Source organism: Candidatus Tisiphia endosymbiont of Mystacides longicornis (genome assembly GCF_964031095.1).
Taxonomy (GTDB): domain Bacteria; phylum Pseudomonadota; class Alphaproteobacteria; order Rickettsiales; family Rickettsiaceae; genus Tisiphia.
On sequence record NZ_OZ035004.1, the window covers coordinates 322,787 to 337,882 of the forward strand.

Below are 15,096 nucleotides of genomic sequence, written 5' to 3' on the forward strand. Positions count from 1 at the left end.
TTTATTCGCAGCCAAAAAGAGCCAAATATAGAATTACTTTAGTTATTGCAGGTAGTCCCTAGCTTTATAGTTATTAGCAGCTACTCCTTTACTATAGGCTATTCTTCTTTTAATTTTTTTATTTCTTCAATGGTTAGTTTTGTATATTTAACTATTTTTTCTATTGGTTGATTATCAATTAACATTTCTTTTGCTGTAGTTATTTTTTCTTCAGCTTTACCTTCAGCTTTACCCTCAGCTTTGCCTTCTTTAAAGCTTTCTTCTAAAGCAATATCTTCCGCATCTTCCTGCAATTTGCATCTTACATATAAGTCGTATTCTGCTGGTGTTAGTCCATGCATCTCGATAACATGGTAAGCTTCTAATACCTTACTACTTTTAATTCCTACAGGGGGGGTATTTTCTTTTGTTGCATATTTAAATAGATGTAACCACTCATCGGCAATACTCAATAATGGTTGCTTAATATCTTTAAATTTTTTAAGCTCTATAAAGACATACGATATATCAAATATGTGTTGCTGTTTCTTAGTTGTGGTCTCAATAGTTTTATGAAAACTTATATATGGTACTTCTTCAGCAAATATTTTTGATTTCATTAATGATATTACTACTATCGGTAATAAATCATTGTGAGTCACCCCTTCTGTAAGTTGTTGAACATATGAATGAGCAGAATAATATTGTAATCTTTTTAAATAATCGGTTTCATTTCTTTTCTGCATCTCGATAATGTACCAATGATCTGACTCATCTTTAACTTTCAAATCAAATACACTTCTCTTACCTTGATGAATTCTAGGTAAATGTTCTAATGAAAGAAAGTTGATTTCCTTAATTCTATGCTTTTCAGGTAAATCAAGAATACTATTAAGAAATTCTTTTAGCCTCTCCAGATCACTAAAGATTTTCTTAAATAGACTATCATTTGTTGGGTCTAAATATTTTTGCATATCAATTACTTCCTTCTTCTGAAATCTGCGAACATATATACAACCCGAATTCGATATAACAAGTTATTCCAAACTCGGTTATGTCTATAAATATAACAGATTTTTATGATCCACTAATAGCTATTTTCATTATTTTTACGATATGGCTTATTTTTTTCATTTTCTAATATAGAATTATTTTAGTTATTGCTATTACTTGGATTAAAAAGAAAATTAAATTCTTTCCAGCTATCGTAACGCTGAGGGTCTAGATTATTAATAGGGCTTGCTTGCCATACGGCTCTCATTGCACTGTCAGATAGAGCGTCACAAGCTGTTTTCGTTATATTTGGGCATATTGTTTCTTTTACTTTTACTTCTTTAACACTACCATCTTTATTTAAAGCAATATACAAAATTACCCTTAACTGCTCAAGATTTTGTATCCCAATAGGCTTACTCCATAATCTCTCTATTTGTTGCTTAATTAAAGATATTTCACTGATAGAAAGAGCTAACGTGTCATCGTATGAACCTTTCGATTCCTGAGTTTCTTTATTTTCTTTGGCTCTTGCTTGTTTATTTGACTTTGCATTAGAGCCTTCAGATGATTGCTCTAAATTTTTAAGCAAAGAATCTAAGTCGCTCTTATTAGGAATTTTCTTTTTTTTCTCAATTGGCTTCTTTACTTCTGTAGGTTTCTTCTCTTCTATAGCCTTCTTTTTCTCGATAATAGGTTTTTCTTCTAGAGGCTTTTTCACTTCTGTAGGTTTCTTCTCTTCTATGGCCTTCTTTTTTTCGATAATAGGTTTTTCTTCTAGAGGCTTTTCTTCTTCAATAATAGGCTTTTCTATAGGCTTTTTTTCCTCAATAATAGGCTTCTCTTCAATGGACTTCTTCTCTTCTACCGGTTTGTCTTCTACCAATTTCTTTTCTTCAACAGCCTTCTCTACAGGTTTTTTCTCTTCTACATAGTCAGGTTTACTTTGCTCTACCTTTTTTGCATCTTGATTCTCTATAGCTTTTTCAGGCTGTTTAGTTTTATTGGGTACATTAGATTGATTACTAATCGGTAACATTTCAAAAACTATTACTTGCTCTTCAGGAAGCTTTTTAAACAATGATGGTATACCAAATAAAAAGAAATAAATTATTAGTAAATGAAGTACTACCGAGCAAATAAAAGAGACAGAAACAATATTATTATTTTTCATTATATTTAATATTTGAAACTAGTGCTACTTTAGAAAAGCCAGCTGCATGGATTTCAGCTACAACACTAACTACCTCACCATAGGATACATTTTTATCTCCTCTTACAAAAATTCTAGTATCTTTTTTTTCTTTTGTAATATTAGTTAGCTTGCTAGCCAAATTTTGTCTTTCTATTTTAGATTCTAATAAATATAATTCTCCTTTATTGTTAATACTAATCACTAACGGCTCATCTTGTCCTGACAGTGGGCTAGAAGTTGTTTCTGGTAAATCAACATTAATACCTGATACTAGCATTGGAGAGGTTATCATAAAGATAATTAACAATACTAGCATAACATCAACGAGTGGTGTAACGTTAATCTCGCTGACTAAATTACTCCTTGCTCTTTGATTACCTAAGTTGCGTAATTGTATTGCCATTACATTTTTCCTTCATCTATAGCTCTTGATAATATAGAACTAAGCTCATTAATAAAATCATCGATTTTGTTGTTAATCTTAATTATTTGCGAGGAAAGGTAATTATAAAAAATCACTGCCGGAATTGCCGCAAATAAGCCAATTGCCGTTGCAAGTAGAGCTTCTGCAATACCAGGGGCGACAACAGCAAGTGAGGTGTTTTTTGATGCTGCAATAGACTGAAAACTATGCATAATTCCCCAGACAGTACCCAACAATCCTATGAATGGTGTACTAGAAGCAACAGTTGCCAAAAAACCTAAATTTTGTTCTAATCTTTCAATTTCACGATTTCTGATCAAATACATAGATTGTATTATTCGCTCTTTATGACTAATTTTAAGTGCATCAGTGAGGTTTTTGGAACTTTGACGGTTACATTCATTCATCGCGGCTACAAAAACTGCAGCAAGAGGATTATTGATTGTTCTTTTGGTAGTTTCATATAATTGGTCTAAAACTGTTCCAGACCAAAAAGTAACTTCAAAAACTGCAATCTTCCTTCTTACCTGAATTAAATGGAGTATCTTATCTATAATAATAGTCCATGCCCAGATTGAGGCAATTACCAAAATTATCATAACAGATTTTCCGATGATATCAGATGACGATATCAGAGAAAAAATTGATGAACCACTTTGTGCTGTAATTTCTACAACATCATTAATATTGTTATTTGTGCTCATTGTTGCCATTATATATTATTTAAAATGTTATTTTGAATAACTATATACAAAATCCCTGATAGGTACAATAAACTGTTTAACTTTATATAATTAAGTGCTAATAATATAGCAAATATTGCTAATATTCAAATGATTTGATATTAGTGTTAACGCGTTATTATGATAAAATGAAGTGACATGACTAAAAAAATTGTGGCAATTATTGGCAGACCCAATGTCGGAAAATCTACGCTCTTTAATCGTTTAGCTATCAGGAAAAAGGCAATCGTACATGATCTCCCTGGGGTAACACGCGACCGAAAATACGCTGATGCACAAATTGGTCCATTCGATTTTACGGTAATTGATACTCCTGGTTTAGAAGAAGCAGAAGATGAAAAATTAGAATATAGAATGATGCAACAAACTATGGAAGCGATTATAGAGGCAGATTTGCTATGTCTTGTGGTAGATGGCAAGGAGGGGGTGTTACCTGAAGATCAGTTTTTTGCTAATTTTATCAGAAGATATAATAAGAAATCTGTGTTAATCGTTAATAAATGTGAAGGACGATTTGACTTTGCTAAAGAATATTACAAGCTTGGTTTTGATAATGTAGTACCAATTTCTGCTGAGCATGGTGTTGGTATGGCAGATTTATACGATGCAATAACTGAAGAATTAGAAAATGAAGATGGAGAGGAAGAATTAACTGACCAATTAACCGATCCAATAAAAGCTAACTATATACAAATAGTGGTGAGTGGTCGACCAAATGCAGGAAAATCTACTTTTATTAATAGCATTATTAACAATGAAAGGTTATTAACAGGGCCTGAAGCAGGTATAACAAGAGAATCTATAGAAATTGATTGGCTATATAATGATAATAAATTTAAATTAATTGATACGGCTGGCTTAAGAAAAAAAGGAACGGTTACTAAATCCTTAGAAAAATTATCATCTTCTGACGCTATTAATAGCATCAAGTTTGCTAATACAGTTATTCTGATGGTTGATGCACGAACTCCTCTAGAACAACAAGACCTAAATATTGCCAATTATGTTATAGATCAAGGCAGAAGTTTGCTTATAGTAGTTAATAAGTGGGATTTGATTGAGAGAAGAGATCAGGATAAATTTAAAGAGGAATTTGCTTATAAGATAGAAACCAATCTACCACAAGTTAGAGGATTGCCAATAATATTCATATCAGCCTTAAAAAAACATAATATTAATATGGTGCTAGATGAATCTATCAGAATTTATAATTTATGGAATAAAAAAATTACAACAAGTAAACTGAATGATTGGTTAGGTTTTGCCCTTGAACAGCATCCGTTACCCTTACAAAAAGGCGGAAGACGTGTTAGAATTAAATATATGACTCAAACAAAAATTCGTCCACCGACCTTTAAGCTATTTTCCAATAATCCTGAAAAAATCACTGATAGTTATACTAGGTACCTTATAAACAACTTGCGGGCAGCTTTTAATTTACCAGGTGTTCCAATAAGATTTATTTATACTAAAACTGAAAATCCATATGTAAAATCATAAACAGCACAGCTGTCGAAAGTTAGAACAGGAGGCAGGTAAGACTCGATAATCAAGTTTTTTGCAGATTTGAATGAAATATAGGACAAGGATATTAACGTGACAGTCAGCATAAACGGCTTTATCGGTAACAAAATGCTTGGCAGAAAAATAACGAGTTTGCAGTACTTCTAGATATTCCTTGCTGCTTACACCAGTATCATCACTTCTCCGAACGTGCAGATATAGCATATCGGCACTTTCCGCATAAATCGGCGTGATGCCTAATACTTGACCATTACCACCTAGCCAATGTTGTGACCAACCCATAATTTTTAAATCATGTGAATAGATAAAACTAGCAAAAGAGCCATTTTTTAACACTGCCACTATCATTGAAAAGGGACTATTACAGCCGACAATTTGTCTAATGCCACCAGCAAATATATGCTCAGCATAAGCAGTGATATCTGATATCTGAAAACCACCTTTTTCTTGTGAATAATACAAACTATTAATTTTACAACCATTACCTTCAACAAAAAAGATGGTCTTACCGATTATTACTGGTTTCAGTGGTGATATTGGTAGCTCAATCTCTTTATGGATTTTGACAAATTCTCCCTTAGCTCGATCTCCTTCTTTGACTAAATAGATGCCATCACTAGTGCCTAATAATAATTCATCGGCAAAAGGCACCGACCATAGGACATTATCAAAAGTTGAGGAGGAGAAAGTTGCCGAAAAAGCACTTAAAGGATTACGAGCCTCTAGCAGGGTTCTATATGCCATCCTAAAATCACTAAAATCTCCCTTATAGCTTGCCCAAATTGAATGAATATTTTTATTGACTCCAAAGCACCATAACCGGTTTTCAAAAGTAACCACTGAAGTACAATATAATTTCTCCTGCTGTGCTTGGTAGATGGGAGATTGATTAGTATATGATAAACTTGCTGCTCGCTGGTAAAGGTCTTTTAGTGTATCGTTAATTTTATCTACTTCCGCTCCATAGATTACTTCATTAAAAGGTTTTTGTATTTTATTATATCCAGTTTGCCCTACAGTAAAATAATTAACTTGGCATTTCAGTGGTTCAATAATAAACATCTTCTCTTTACCAGGGAAATTGCTGGCTAGCTCATAGCTGCTACTAGAGGCTATCTCGGCTCTTTCAACATATTCTACCTGTCTCTTTCTTGCCTGCTCTTCAATATGTTGGTAAAATTGCTCAATAACTTGCGGGTCAATGGAGAATTTAAAGATTGGTCTCTTATCGCCAAAGGAAATATAAGCAATTCCTTGAAATACTACATAAGAAAAATCCTTAGGACGAAAATGAAAATTTTGCCCCTCATCCTGTATAACTTTACTAGTTAACAACAATTCCCCACCAACAAAGAATAAGCAACGAGTCTCTAGCTGATGCGATTCAAAAACCAGCAAGTAAGATAATTTCCTTGAGAACATCACTGCTGCCATTTTCTTTGGTACATTATCGGTGAACAAATGAACAAATTGTGTACCATGTCTACGCATAATACCACCTGACGGCAGTAGCATAAAGTTAATCAACTTTTTAACGCCATTCTGATATAATGCCAGCTCAGTTCTGCCCTCAATGGTTGGCGTTAACTCACCACCTGAAAAGTTATTTTTTTGCGAATACACAAATTGTTCTTGCTGCATAATCTCTCCCACTTTTTTAAAAATTGTTAATATAATTTTTAAAAGAGCGAATAAATAATAAGCTGACAAAAATTTAAGGCATCTTTCATTTTTGCTAGCAAACATTATAGTTCTCTTTAATCATTAGTTGTTATCTTAATGCAAGATATTCTACTTATAATTGCTTGTCAATTAATTATTTTCTATTTTATGCAATATTTTTATTCAAGCTATTTATACCTCACCGGAATTAATCAGATTATAATCAACCGCGTAAATCCTTCTTGTTTCTTCTAGTTTGATTAAATATTGTTTCTTTAGTCCATCAGCAAACAAACTATCTGAATACATAGCAAATGATACTTGTGAGGCTAACGATAAAGCCGCTAATAACTTAAAGCTCGCAGGCACTTGTTGCCAAATAGTCGTATCGTTATTTAGTAAATTATCAACAATATTTCTGCTGTAGTAAAACAGTGAGGTAAGTTTACCGCCCTTAAAGTAAATCTTACCTGCCTCTGTATAAAATTGTAGATTAGACGGCACTATTACTGCACATTTAATACAATCATTAATTTCCGGCACTTCGGTAAAATTGTGTCTATTAGCTTTGTTAGCTTCAATATTATCAACTCTCCGTAAGGCAAATGACCATTTAACCATTAATATAGTATCTTCAATAGCAGGGTTAACAAATTCCTCACATAATTCCTCGGCTTTTGATACTCTACCACCACCAATGCTGCTAATACTAACATTTGATCCAAGTAACACTACTGCCTTCTTGATAATTTCATATTTCACGGTAGTTACACCAGGAATTATATTGAATAAATTTTGTAGTTATGCATCGTCCTCATTCTCACTCTCAACAATAGCACCGCCAAATTCATCCTCGGCTGCCGCTCTTCTCATGACCAAACCTTGTACCCTAGTAGCTAAATTATTATTAGCAATTACTGTTAAATCATTATCTTCAATATCCTCTGTATTATCACTATTCCGACATTGATTGCCAAACATCTGCCATGGCATTGTTATGCTATGCACACCTCTTTTGTAATTCATCTCCTCTATTGCTTTCCATAATTCACCACGATGGCTGTTACGATCGTAATTCTCTAAACATTTAATTACCACTACTGCTTGTTCATTATCACGGCTAGCTCCAAAGGCTTCACTGTAATATAACACCTTGGCATAGTGGTATTGTACTAGCTCTTCAATGCCCTTCTTGTTAGAACCACTGACCGTGTTAAATCTTATAGCTCCTTCATTAAAGGCATAGCAATCCCTAACAGCGTATCTAGATTGATTCCCCTCCCCAGTATTATCATATATACCACCCAGCATCTCGCTAGTAATAAAAGTGAATCCTAAGAAACTATTAACTTCACCGCTTACTAAGGCTCTAACGTTATTATAGTCATAATTGGTAATTTGCGGATCGCGTAGTAAGTCTGAGATTTGATTACTTGAACATAATAAATATAATTTATCATACATACCAAAAGAGCGTTTTTTTAAGATATGATGAGCTTTTATTAGTTTGTCGACAGTTAGTCCGGCTCTTTTCGAGTCAATGACCGCTCTATTAGCAGCAACCGCAGCTTGAGCATTTAAGGTAAAATTAGTATCAGTAACCTTAATTCCCACTGGTACCACATTATTAACTACATCAAAGTTAATCACATTGCTACCTGTCCTTCCTGCTCGAACTGGACTGGCAAAAGCACTAATAATTACTCTATCTTGTTGTCTACCCATAGCCCAACCTGCCATTTTAGGAAAATGCGAAGTGGGATCGGTTAGTAGGTTCAACTTATCATTTCTATCCATAGTAGCGTTCCAATGATAGGCAGAAGCAGTCAAAAACCGTCTTGAAATAGTTGGTATCTTAAATTCTATTTGTTCTAATCTACCGGGGTCTCCAGCATCAGTATAATGTCCATGTAAATGATCTTCAGGATCAATTGCCCGTCGATTCCTACTCTCGACCTCATGGGTAGTCATTGACTCAAAACTAATTACCTCTGTATCCTGCGTACCATTAGTAACGCATTTTCGTAGTTTAGAACCTTCTTGCTGAGTAATTAAGCTAATATTTTTGGCAAATTGTTCTTTAAGACCGTCTGTTATTTGTTCCATATTTCCTCCTCAAATAATCTATCAATATTTAAAGTGCGATATCATGCATACTCGAATAAAAAACTTAAGGTGTCTTTGTCTGCTATGCAGCTAACGACCTTTCGGGTATATATGCTATTAGTGGCTCTTTTATGATTAGGTTATTGCGAAGTTGCAGCCTTAAAATGAGTTGTCACCTACTTCATGACTTTAATGATTGGTTGGTTACATTAATTTATGTTATTTTTTATTGTTCTTTATCATAAGCGATTTTATATAATTGTTGCATACGTTTAACAGCTTGCTCATGTCCCGTATGGTCTTTAGTCTTTAATTTTACCACAAACTCGGGGTCAGAATCAAGTTTATCTATCTCTGACAATGCCGCCTCTCGGCTGTTAATGCCAGGTAGCTCTTTACCAGTTACTAACGAGTCAGATTTTAAAGTTTCACCGACTCGTACTAATAAATCTACTAAAGCTGGTGCGTAATGCGAATCTTCAATTAATCCAGCCAATTCCTTAGTACCAAACTTAGATAAGGCTGCCTGCATCACTGTCATTTTATTATCAAAGGCATTACCATAAGTATTTTTCAGCCAATCAATGTGAGAGTGACGTGTTTGCTCAATAGCATTTTGTTGCTGTTTCTGCAAATCCTGCGAGAAACCATACAGAGAATTAAGCAGCTTTTCACCTTGCCTTTTAGATAATCCGCTTTGGTAAAACATGTCCTCATAACGAGTTAAATACTCCTCATCTTCCTTGGAGCGTTTATCAGTATATTTCTTATCTTCAGGCAATCCAAGCCAACAATAAAATTTATGCCACTCCTCATCAGAGCTGTCATCTTTTGGCACAGCAACTCGCTGATTCAAACTTTTCTCTGCTTCCAAATAGCTCTGAGCTAAAGATGAGACATCCTTGAATTTACCCAGTGACTCAGATTTACGTATTTCCTCCGGCATATTATCTAACCAGTCATTACCAGAGGAAGTATTGTTAGCTTCATAGTTATTAGCAATTAATTCTTTGCTCATCTGCTTATTCTTCTCTTAACTTTTCCATTTCTTCTTTTAACTTCTTTATTTTTTCAAGAGTTAGTCCGGTCAATTTACTTATACCTTCTATAGGATAGCCTTCTTTCAGCATTTTTTTTGCTAATTCTACTTTTTCTTCAGCCTTGCCTCTAGCTTCGCCTCTAGCTTCCCCTCTAGCTTCAGCATCTTCAATTTTTTGCTGCTCTACCGCTAAATTATCAAGACGGGCTTTAGTTATTTCCTCATAAGTATTAAGTTCTGCTTCTGACCAGCTAGCTTGGTCTACAGCCTCAAAGGCTCTCCTAATAATTTTATCCTTACCTATTAAATGCTCTATATCTGTTAAGGTTAATGTACTATCCCCTGCATGCTTAAAAAAGTACATCCACTTCTCTTCAATAGTTTCCAGCTCATTAATAGTTTTATTAAATTTCTCGAGTTCTAAAAAAACAAAATGAAAATCTTTTAAATCATTGGCATAGCTCTCTGTATCTAAAAGACAATGTTTTGATTTCCAATGTTTTTTATCGTCAAACATCACAAAATCTGCTATTGCTAAAAATATTACTCCTTTTAATTTAGCGTATACTGCCAACTTTTTATGGTTTTCATCTTCTTTGAGTATTTGCTTAGAATATGCTTTAGCAGCATAATATTGAGCTCTTTTCTCAAATCCTTTATGTTCACTTACCTGCATCTCTACTATGAATTGATTACCATGTTGATCTTTGCATAATACGTCAACAATAGACTTTCTGTAAATAGCAATATCAGGGTCTTGGATAGTTGGTAAAAATACCACATTAGTTATTTTGTCACTACCTTCAAATTTTAGGACATCATTTAAAAAATGAACAAGTATATCTTTATTCTTTTCAGTACCAAATATTTGGCGAAAACAAAAATCATTTTTAGGGTCAAGAAATTTTGATAAAAACATATAATATAACCTCTTAATTATTACTAAATGTTGCCTTTATTTATCTGGTTCATTTTAGCACCATCAATATTATTAACTCCATCATCTTCTGAAGCCTGTGAGCATATATATAGGAACAACGCTCGATGTCCTTCAAGAAAGGCAGTGTACTCACTTTCCTGCCGAACGAAATTGCTACGATATATGCCGCTCATCTGAGCTAAATCCTCTAATATTATTTTACCATCTTCTCCACTAAAAAGCTTGCAATAAATTGATTTTAATTGCTCTTTTTTTAATAAAGGTGATGGGGATGATGAGTTAATTGATAGTTTCATTTGATCATTGCCCTTGTATCTGTTGCATTTGCATCATCTTACGTTGTTGCCTTATTTGTAATACTTCTTGCTCGTTCTTGAGGATTGAGGTTGGGGAGCCTCGCAGCTCAAAAAATAGTTTAATACCAATTGAAATAGTTAAGGAGGTATATTATAATATGGGAATATAAACTTGAGCAGGTAGTAAAATGGCAAGAACATTAATATTACCAAAAGGTTTTCATGAGCATGATTTCATATGCCTAATGAAAAACGAGTTGCACGGAAGAAATCGCATACGCTTATTAGCAATGCATCACCTGCAATCAGGCAAGTCATTGAAAACTGTATCGATAATAGTTGGATCGCACTGGAAAACAGTACAATCTTGGCTTAGAAGATTTAGAAACTCTAGCTTTGATGGATTATTTGAATCACATAGGAGTGGTGCGTTTAGAAAATTCAATAGCTTACAAGAATCTTTTCTGTCTGATAAAATAAATATGTTGAGTGAAAGTAAGACAGGTGGTTATATAACAGGAAAGGAATTACATAATATGTTATTTGAAACATATGGTATTAAATGTAGTTTAAAAACATTTTATAACACTATACATCGACTTGGTTTTAGCTGGATTACTTCTCGTTCAATACACCCAAAATCTAATCAAGCAACTCAAAATACATATAAAAAAACTTCGCCAATATGCTAAAAGTATTATTACCAAAAGATATTGATTGGAGTAAGGTTGACATTTGGTCACAGGATGAAACTCGAATTGGGCAGCAAGGTAGTTTAAGTCGCATATGGGCTAAACGTGGGAGCAGACCTAGGAAAGTAAGGCAACAACAATTTATCTCAACATACATCTATGGGGCTGCTTGCCATGATACGGGCGAATCTTTTGCGTTAATTTTACCATATACCAATACTGATTCAATGAATAAGTTCTTAGATGAATTTTCTTTGACTATTGATTCTGGTAGGCATGTTGCATTATTAACAGATAATGCCGGGTGGCATGCAGCGAAAAAATTAATTATTCCAAGTAACATTACCTTGGTACCGCTTCCGCCATACGCGCCGGAATTAAATGCGATGGAACAAATTTGGCAGTGGATCAAAAATCACTTCCTATCTAATCAATGTTACGGTGTATACGAAGATATCGTTGCTAATGCTTGCTATGCCTGGAATCAACTTATACCAAATCACTATCTAATTAACAAGATACTATCCAATTCCAAGCACATATAGATTTGACAATTGCAGGATTATTTTCATAATAATTACATGCTGTGATTAGTTGATTTTCTATAGCATTCATTGAATCAAAAGCTAGGTTATAAAAGAATTTTTCCCTCATATCATCCCATATATTTTCTTGTGGGTTTAATTGTGGGCTATATGGTGGCAAGTAAGCTAGTTTAATATTATTAGGTAATAATTCTTTATCGAGTTTATGTGCAGCAGCTCCATCGCATACTACTAAAAGAAAATTATCCTTATAACGCTTTGCCATTTCTTGTAGCATTAACATCATCCAATCTTGGTTCATTAAAGGCAAAATAAGGAAACAACTAGCACCGTCAAATGGACAAATTGCCCCATAAGTATAAGTATATTCACGAATAATTTGTTTCTTAAGTAAAGGCCTGATTCCAGCCGGAACCCAGCAACGCCTTAATGAATCTATACGACCAAAACGTGCCTCATCTTGGAAGAATATCTTTAATTCCTTGCCTTCAGTTGCTGCTGATACTCTTGCTTCTTTAACCATATCAGGCCACTTTTTTTAAAAGTTTCTACCGCATCCTTCTTTTGTTTAGGATGGTATGGTCTTGGTGCAATTTTACGCCACCCATGCCTATGAAGCAGCCTATAAGCTGTGTAACGTGCTATTTTACTACCAACCGTTTCCTCAAAAATCTTATGCACCTTGCTAATTTCTACTATCCCACCATTAACGGCATTCTGTTCTATCTTTTTAAGCATCTCACGTTCTTGCTCTTGAGTTAGATAACTTCTGTATCTCCCACCTTTCTTCCTGCTACATAGTGCCTTTAAGCCTTTTTTTCGACATTGACTATGGGTTCTGTGAACATGACTTTCTGATAATCCTGTAACTTTAGCAATCAATGATGTCGGCATTTTTTCACTCACTCTTAGATAGATTGATTGATAACGTCTAAATTCTTCTTTAGTCTTTGCTTCATTCATTAATTGTTTCACTTCTTCTACATTAACTTCTAATACCTTATACCCTCTAGACATCTTAATTAACACTATACTATCTTAAATAACACACTATAGCATCTATATTATTAAATAGATAGTGATTTGGTATTAGTAAAAATGTAACTTTAGTAAACTTGCTATAATCTTTTTTAGATTTTTGCTCTTCCGTGGTAAATCTTATTTTACTATTCAGTACTGCTCTTGCTCCTTGAATCAACAAAGTGCGTAAATATATATCACCTCTTTTACTAATGCCAAGCAACTTATCTTTGCCACCACTAGAATGTTGCCTTGGTACTAATCCTAGCCATGCTGATAATTGCCTGCCATTTTCAAAACAACTAGCATTACCTATTGACGCTATTAAGGCTGTAGCAGTAATTAACCCTATACCTGGTATCGTCATTAGTTGTTGGTGATTACTATACTGGCTAGCTATAATTTTTAATCTTTGTTCTAATTCTTTTATTTTTTTATCATTCTCTAGAAATTCTTCTTTTAACTCACTAAACGTTCGATAGCTTAGCTGGCTTAAAGCTCCTTCATCTAAAATCTCAGTTAGTTTTGTCATAATTTTATTAATTCCTTGCGGTATAACAAAACCAAATTCATGTAATAATCCCCTGATCTCATTAGCAAGTGCAGTACGATTTTTTACCAATCGTTGCCTTACCCTATGAATAAATAAAATATCTTGTTGCTCTACAGTTTTGATAAGCACAAACCTCATATTAGGTCTCGCTACTGCCTCACATATTGCTTCGCTATCTGCTTGATCATTTTTATTAGTTTTAACATAAGGCTTAACAAATTGTGGAGCTATTAGTTTTACAGTATGACCTAATTTTGTTAATTCTCTTGCCCAATAGCTAGCTCCACCGCAAGCTTCCATGCCTACTAGACATTTTGGTAAGTTAGCCATAAAAGTTAGAACCTGCTCTCTCATTAATTTTTTCTTTAATATTGTCTTACCATTTTTATCTACACCGTGAATTTAAAAAATTCTTTTGCAATATCTATACCAATTGTGGTAACTTCCATATGGACCTCCTTATTGTTGTTTAGGATTCATTTCCTATCCTAGAAGATTAGCATATGCTTCTCATTCTGTATATAGGGTAGGTCCATACCATTAATTCAGGAGAATTTGGGGCTAGGAGCGACGAGTAACAACGTCACCAACTTCTCATCAATTGACTATAATACACGTCAATATAACCAAATGTATGTATTACTAAATCCATAATATTCTTCTATTAATTTCTTTAAGTGCCAACAGTCCAATCTAATAATTCTAATTCTTTAATACGTTGAAATTCTGATAAGTTATTAGTAACACAAATAATTTTATGCTCTAATGCGGTGGCAGCTATTAAAACATCATATGCTCCTATAGACTTACCTTGCTGTTTTAGCAATGCTCTAATTGCAGCTGCTATTATTGCAGTACCATCATTAAATGGTAAGATACTAATAAGACTTACTAGGCTTTGCCATTTCTTATACAGCTTATTCATCTGCTGACTTTGTTTTATATTAAAACCATATTCTATCTCCAATAAAGTTACAACAGATATACTTAAGTCACTAGGACTAACCTGTTGCATTTGTTCTATAACATTAACCTGCCCTCTGAGAAAAAAGGATATTGTGCAAGTATCTAGAAGGTATTTCATTATGTTGTCCTATATTTCATTAAAACTTGTGATCTTTTGGTTCTAACATACTTTGCCTTAATTCCTTTGTATCTGGGTATAAATCTCTTGTGTCTTTATCAAAACTAAAAATGCCTTCTGACCATTTTGTTTGTTTATGACTATTAATCCAGTCAGTTAATGCTTCATTTATTATGCTATTTCTACTTCTACCTGATAATTGTCTTTGCTGCTCTAGCTCGTTATATAAATGATCGTTGATATAAATATTAAAATTCATATTAAACCTCCTATTTATTTAGTTATTTACTATATAACATAT

At 33.7% G+C, this 15,096-nt stretch carries 17 protein-coding genes and 1 pseudogene; 3 read left to right on the top strand and 15 right to left on the bottom strand.

Annotated features, from left to right (window positions below):
• Nucleotides 1–98 precede the first annotated feature (98 nt).
• The 4 genes from ACQH6S_RS01740 to tolQ all read right to left on the bottom strand — a co-directional run bounded on the left by ACQH6S_RS01740 (nucleotide 99) and on the right by tolQ (nucleotide 3,295).
• The gene (locus tag ACQH6S_RS01740) at nucleotides 99–953 is read right to left on the bottom strand and encodes an Rpn family recombination-promoting nuclease/putative transposase (RefSeq protein ID WP_341749307.1); all 855 of its coding nucleotides are present in this window, start codon (nucleotides 951–953) and stop codon (nucleotides 99–101) included.
• 179 nt (nucleotides 954–1,132) lie between these two features.
• Nucleotides 1,133–2,146, bottom strand: a complete 1,014-nt coding sequence (locus tag ACQH6S_RS01745) for an energy transducer TonB (protein ID WP_425360813.1) — start codon at nucleotides 2,144–2,146, stop codon at nucleotides 1,133–1,135.
• Nucleotides 2,136–2,570, bottom strand: a complete 435-nt coding sequence (gene tolR, locus ACQH6S_RS01750) for a protein TolR (RefSeq protein WP_094649070.1) — start codon at nucleotides 2,568–2,570, stop codon at nucleotides 2,136–2,138. The genes ACQH6S_RS01745 and tolR overlap by 11 nt, the downstream gene beginning before the upstream one ends.
• Nucleotides 2,570–3,295: a protein TolQ gene (tolQ, locus tag ACQH6S_RS01755; protein ID WP_375333609.1), complete on the bottom strand. Its 726-nt coding sequence runs from the start codon at nucleotides 3,293–3,295 to the stop codon at nucleotides 2,570–2,572. The genes tolR and tolQ overlap by 1 nt, the downstream gene beginning before the upstream one ends.
• 177 nt (nucleotides 3,296–3,472) lie before the next feature.
• On the opposite strand from tolQ, the gene der reads away from it, so the two are divergent.
• Nucleotides 3,473–4,834: a ribosome biogenesis GTPase Der gene (der, locus tag ACQH6S_RS01760; protein WP_341749305.1), complete on the top strand. Its 1,362-nt coding sequence runs from the start codon at nucleotides 3,473–3,475 to the stop codon at nucleotides 4,832–4,834.
• Here the strand turns inward: der and ACQH6S_RS01765 are convergent.
• The 6 genes from ACQH6S_RS01765 to ACQH6S_RS01790 form a co-directional block, all read right to left on the bottom strand.
• On the bottom strand, nucleotides 4,829–6,499 hold the full coding sequence (locus tag ACQH6S_RS01765; protein WP_425364642.1) for a hypothetical protein: 1,671 nt from the start codon (nucleotides 6,497–6,499) through the stop codon (nucleotides 4,829–4,831). The genes der and ACQH6S_RS01765 overlap by 6 nt on opposite strands.
• A 213-nt stretch (nucleotides 6,500–6,712) precedes the next feature.
• Complete coding sequence (locus tag ACQH6S_RS01770) at nucleotides 6,713–7,282, bottom strand: hypothetical protein (RefSeq protein ID WP_341749318.1); 570 nt, start codon at nucleotides 7,280–7,282, stop codon at nucleotides 6,713–6,715.
• 39 nt (nucleotides 7,283–7,321) lie between these two features.
• Nucleotides 7,322–8,626, bottom strand: a complete 1,305-nt coding sequence (locus ACQH6S_RS01775) for a phage capsid protein (RefSeq protein WP_425360815.1) — start codon at nucleotides 8,624–8,626, stop codon at nucleotides 7,322–7,324.
• Nucleotides 8,627–8,852: 226 nt separating this feature from the next.
• Nucleotides 8,853–9,644, bottom strand: a complete 792-nt coding sequence (locus ACQH6S_RS01780) for a hypothetical protein (RefSeq protein WP_425364643.1) — start codon at nucleotides 9,642–9,644, stop codon at nucleotides 8,853–8,855.
• A gap of 4 nt (nucleotides 9,645–9,648) precedes the next feature.
• A complete protein-coding gene (locus ACQH6S_RS01785) occupies nucleotides 9,649–10,584 on the bottom strand; it encodes an Rpn family recombination-promoting nuclease/putative transposase (RefSeq protein WP_425364644.1) in 936 nt (311 codons plus the stop codon).
• Nucleotides 10,585–10,607: 23 nt separating this feature from the next.
• Complete coding sequence (locus tag ACQH6S_RS01790; RefSeq protein WP_341748509.1) at nucleotides 10,608–10,901, bottom strand: hypothetical protein; 294 nt, start codon at nucleotides 10,899–10,901, stop codon at nucleotides 10,608–10,610.
• Nucleotides 10,902–11,089: 188 nt separating this feature from the next.
• Here ACQH6S_RS01790 and ACQH6S_RS01795 point away from each other — a divergent pair, with 188 nt between their 5' ends.
• Both ACQH6S_RS01795 and ACQH6S_RS01800 read left to right on the top strand, forming a co-directional pair.
• Complete coding sequence (locus ACQH6S_RS01795; protein ID WP_425360819.1) at nucleotides 11,090–11,593, top strand: helix-turn-helix domain-containing protein; 504 nt, start codon at nucleotides 11,090–11,092, stop codon at nucleotides 11,591–11,593.
• On the top strand, nucleotides 11,587–12,138 hold the full coding sequence (locus ACQH6S_RS01800) for an IS630 family transposase (RefSeq protein WP_425360820.1): 552 nt from the start codon (nucleotides 11,587–11,589) through the stop codon (nucleotides 12,136–12,138). Before ACQH6S_RS01795 ends, ACQH6S_RS01800 begins: the two co-directional genes overlap by 7 nt.
• On the opposite strand, the gene ACQH6S_RS01805 is transcribed toward ACQH6S_RS01800, so the two are convergent.
• From ACQH6S_RS01805 to ACQH6S_RS01825, 5 genes and pseudogenes are all read right to left on the bottom strand, one after another.
• On the bottom strand, nucleotides 12,104–12,661 hold the full coding sequence (locus tag ACQH6S_RS01805) for an IS630 family transposase (protein WP_425360101.1): 558 nt from the start codon (nucleotides 12,659–12,661) through the stop codon (nucleotides 12,104–12,106). The genes ACQH6S_RS01800 and ACQH6S_RS01805 overlap by 35 nt on opposite strands.
• Nucleotides 12,613–13,155 carry a helix-turn-helix domain-containing protein gene (locus ACQH6S_RS01810; RefSeq protein ID WP_425360100.1) on the bottom strand — a complete coding sequence of 181 codons (543 nt, stop codon included), beginning with the start codon at nucleotides 13,153–13,155 and terminating at the stop codon, nucleotides 12,613–12,615. The genes ACQH6S_RS01805 and ACQH6S_RS01810 overlap by 49 nt, the downstream gene beginning before the upstream one ends.
• Nucleotides 13,156–13,309: 154 nt before the next feature.
• A pseudogene (locus ACQH6S_RS01815) lies at nucleotides 13,310–14,160 on the bottom strand (IS110 family transposase); the annotation flags it as partial.
• A gap of 224 nt (nucleotides 14,161–14,384) precedes the next feature.
• Entirely contained in the window at nucleotides 14,385–14,795 is a 411-nt protein-coding gene (locus ACQH6S_RS01820; RefSeq protein ID WP_094649476.1) for a PIN domain-containing protein, read from the bottom strand.
• Nucleotides 14,796–14,814: 19 nt separating this feature from the next.
• Nucleotides 14,815–15,054: a hypothetical protein gene (locus ACQH6S_RS01825; RefSeq protein WP_341749324.1), complete on the bottom strand. Its 240-nt coding sequence runs from the start codon at nucleotides 15,052–15,054 to the stop codon at nucleotides 14,815–14,817.
• Nucleotides 15,055–15,096: the final 42 nt, after the last annotated feature.

Bases quoted from the DNA above. Each gene is read 5' to 3' on its own strand.
- ACQH6S_RS01795 (WP_425360819.1), top strand. From the start codon at position 11,090: ATGGCAAGAACATTAATATTACCAAAAGGTTTTCATGAGCATGATTTC.
- ACQH6S_RS01810 (WP_425360100.1), bottom strand. From the start codon at position 13,155: ATGTCTAGAGGGTATAAGGTATTAGAAGTTAATGTAGAAGAAGTGAAA.
- ACQH6S_RS01765 (WP_425364642.1), bottom strand. From the start codon at position 6,499: ATGCAGCAAGAACAATTTGTGTATTCGCAAAAAAATAACTTTTCAGGT.
- ACQH6S_RS01780 (WP_425364643.1), bottom strand. From the start codon at position 9,644: ATGAGCAAAGAATTAATTGCTAATAACTATGAAGCTAACAATACTTCC.
- ACQH6S_RS01745 (WP_425360813.1), bottom strand. From the start codon at position 2,146: ATGAAAAATAATAATATTGTTTCTGTCTCTTTTATTTGCTCGGTAGTA.
- ACQH6S_RS01785 (WP_425364644.1), bottom strand. From the start codon at position 10,584: ATGTTTTTATCAAAATTTCTTGACCCTAAAAATGATTTTTGTTTTCGC.
- tolQ (WP_375333609.1), bottom strand. From the start codon at position 3,295: ATGAGCACAAATAACAATATTAATGATGTTGTAGAAATTACAGCACAA.
- ACQH6S_RS01800 (WP_425360820.1), top strand. From the start codon at position 11,587: ATGCTAAAAGTATTATTACCAAAAGATATTGATTGGAGTAAGGTTGAC.
- ACQH6S_RS01805 (WP_425360101.1), bottom strand. From the start codon at position 12,661: ATGGTTAAAGAAGCAAGAGTATCAGCAGCAACTGAAGGCAAGGAATTA.
- ACQH6S_RS01775 (WP_425360815.1), bottom strand. From the start codon at position 8,626: ATGGAACAAATAACAGACGGTCTTAAAGAACAATTTGCCAAAAATATT.
- tolR (WP_094649070.1), bottom strand. From the start codon at position 2,570: ATGGCAATACAATTACGCAACTTAGGTAATCAAAGAGCAAGGAGTAAT.
- der (WP_341749305.1), top strand. From the start codon at position 3,473: ATGACTAAAAAAATTGTGGCAATTATTGGCAGACCCAATGTCGGAAAA.
- ACQH6S_RS01790 (WP_341748509.1), bottom strand. From the start codon at position 10,901: ATGAAACTATCAATTAACTCATCATCCCCATCACCTTTATTAAAAAAA.
- ACQH6S_RS01740 (WP_341749307.1), bottom strand. From the start codon at position 953: ATGCAAAAATATTTAGACCCAACAAATGATAGTCTATTTAAGAAAATC.
- ACQH6S_RS01820 (WP_094649476.1), bottom strand. From the start codon at position 14,795: ATGAAATACCTTCTAGATACTTGCACAATATCCTTTTTTCTCAGAGGG.
- ACQH6S_RS01825 (WP_341749324.1), bottom strand. From the start codon at position 15,054: ATGAATTTTAATATTTATATCAACGATCATTTATATAACGAGCTAGAG.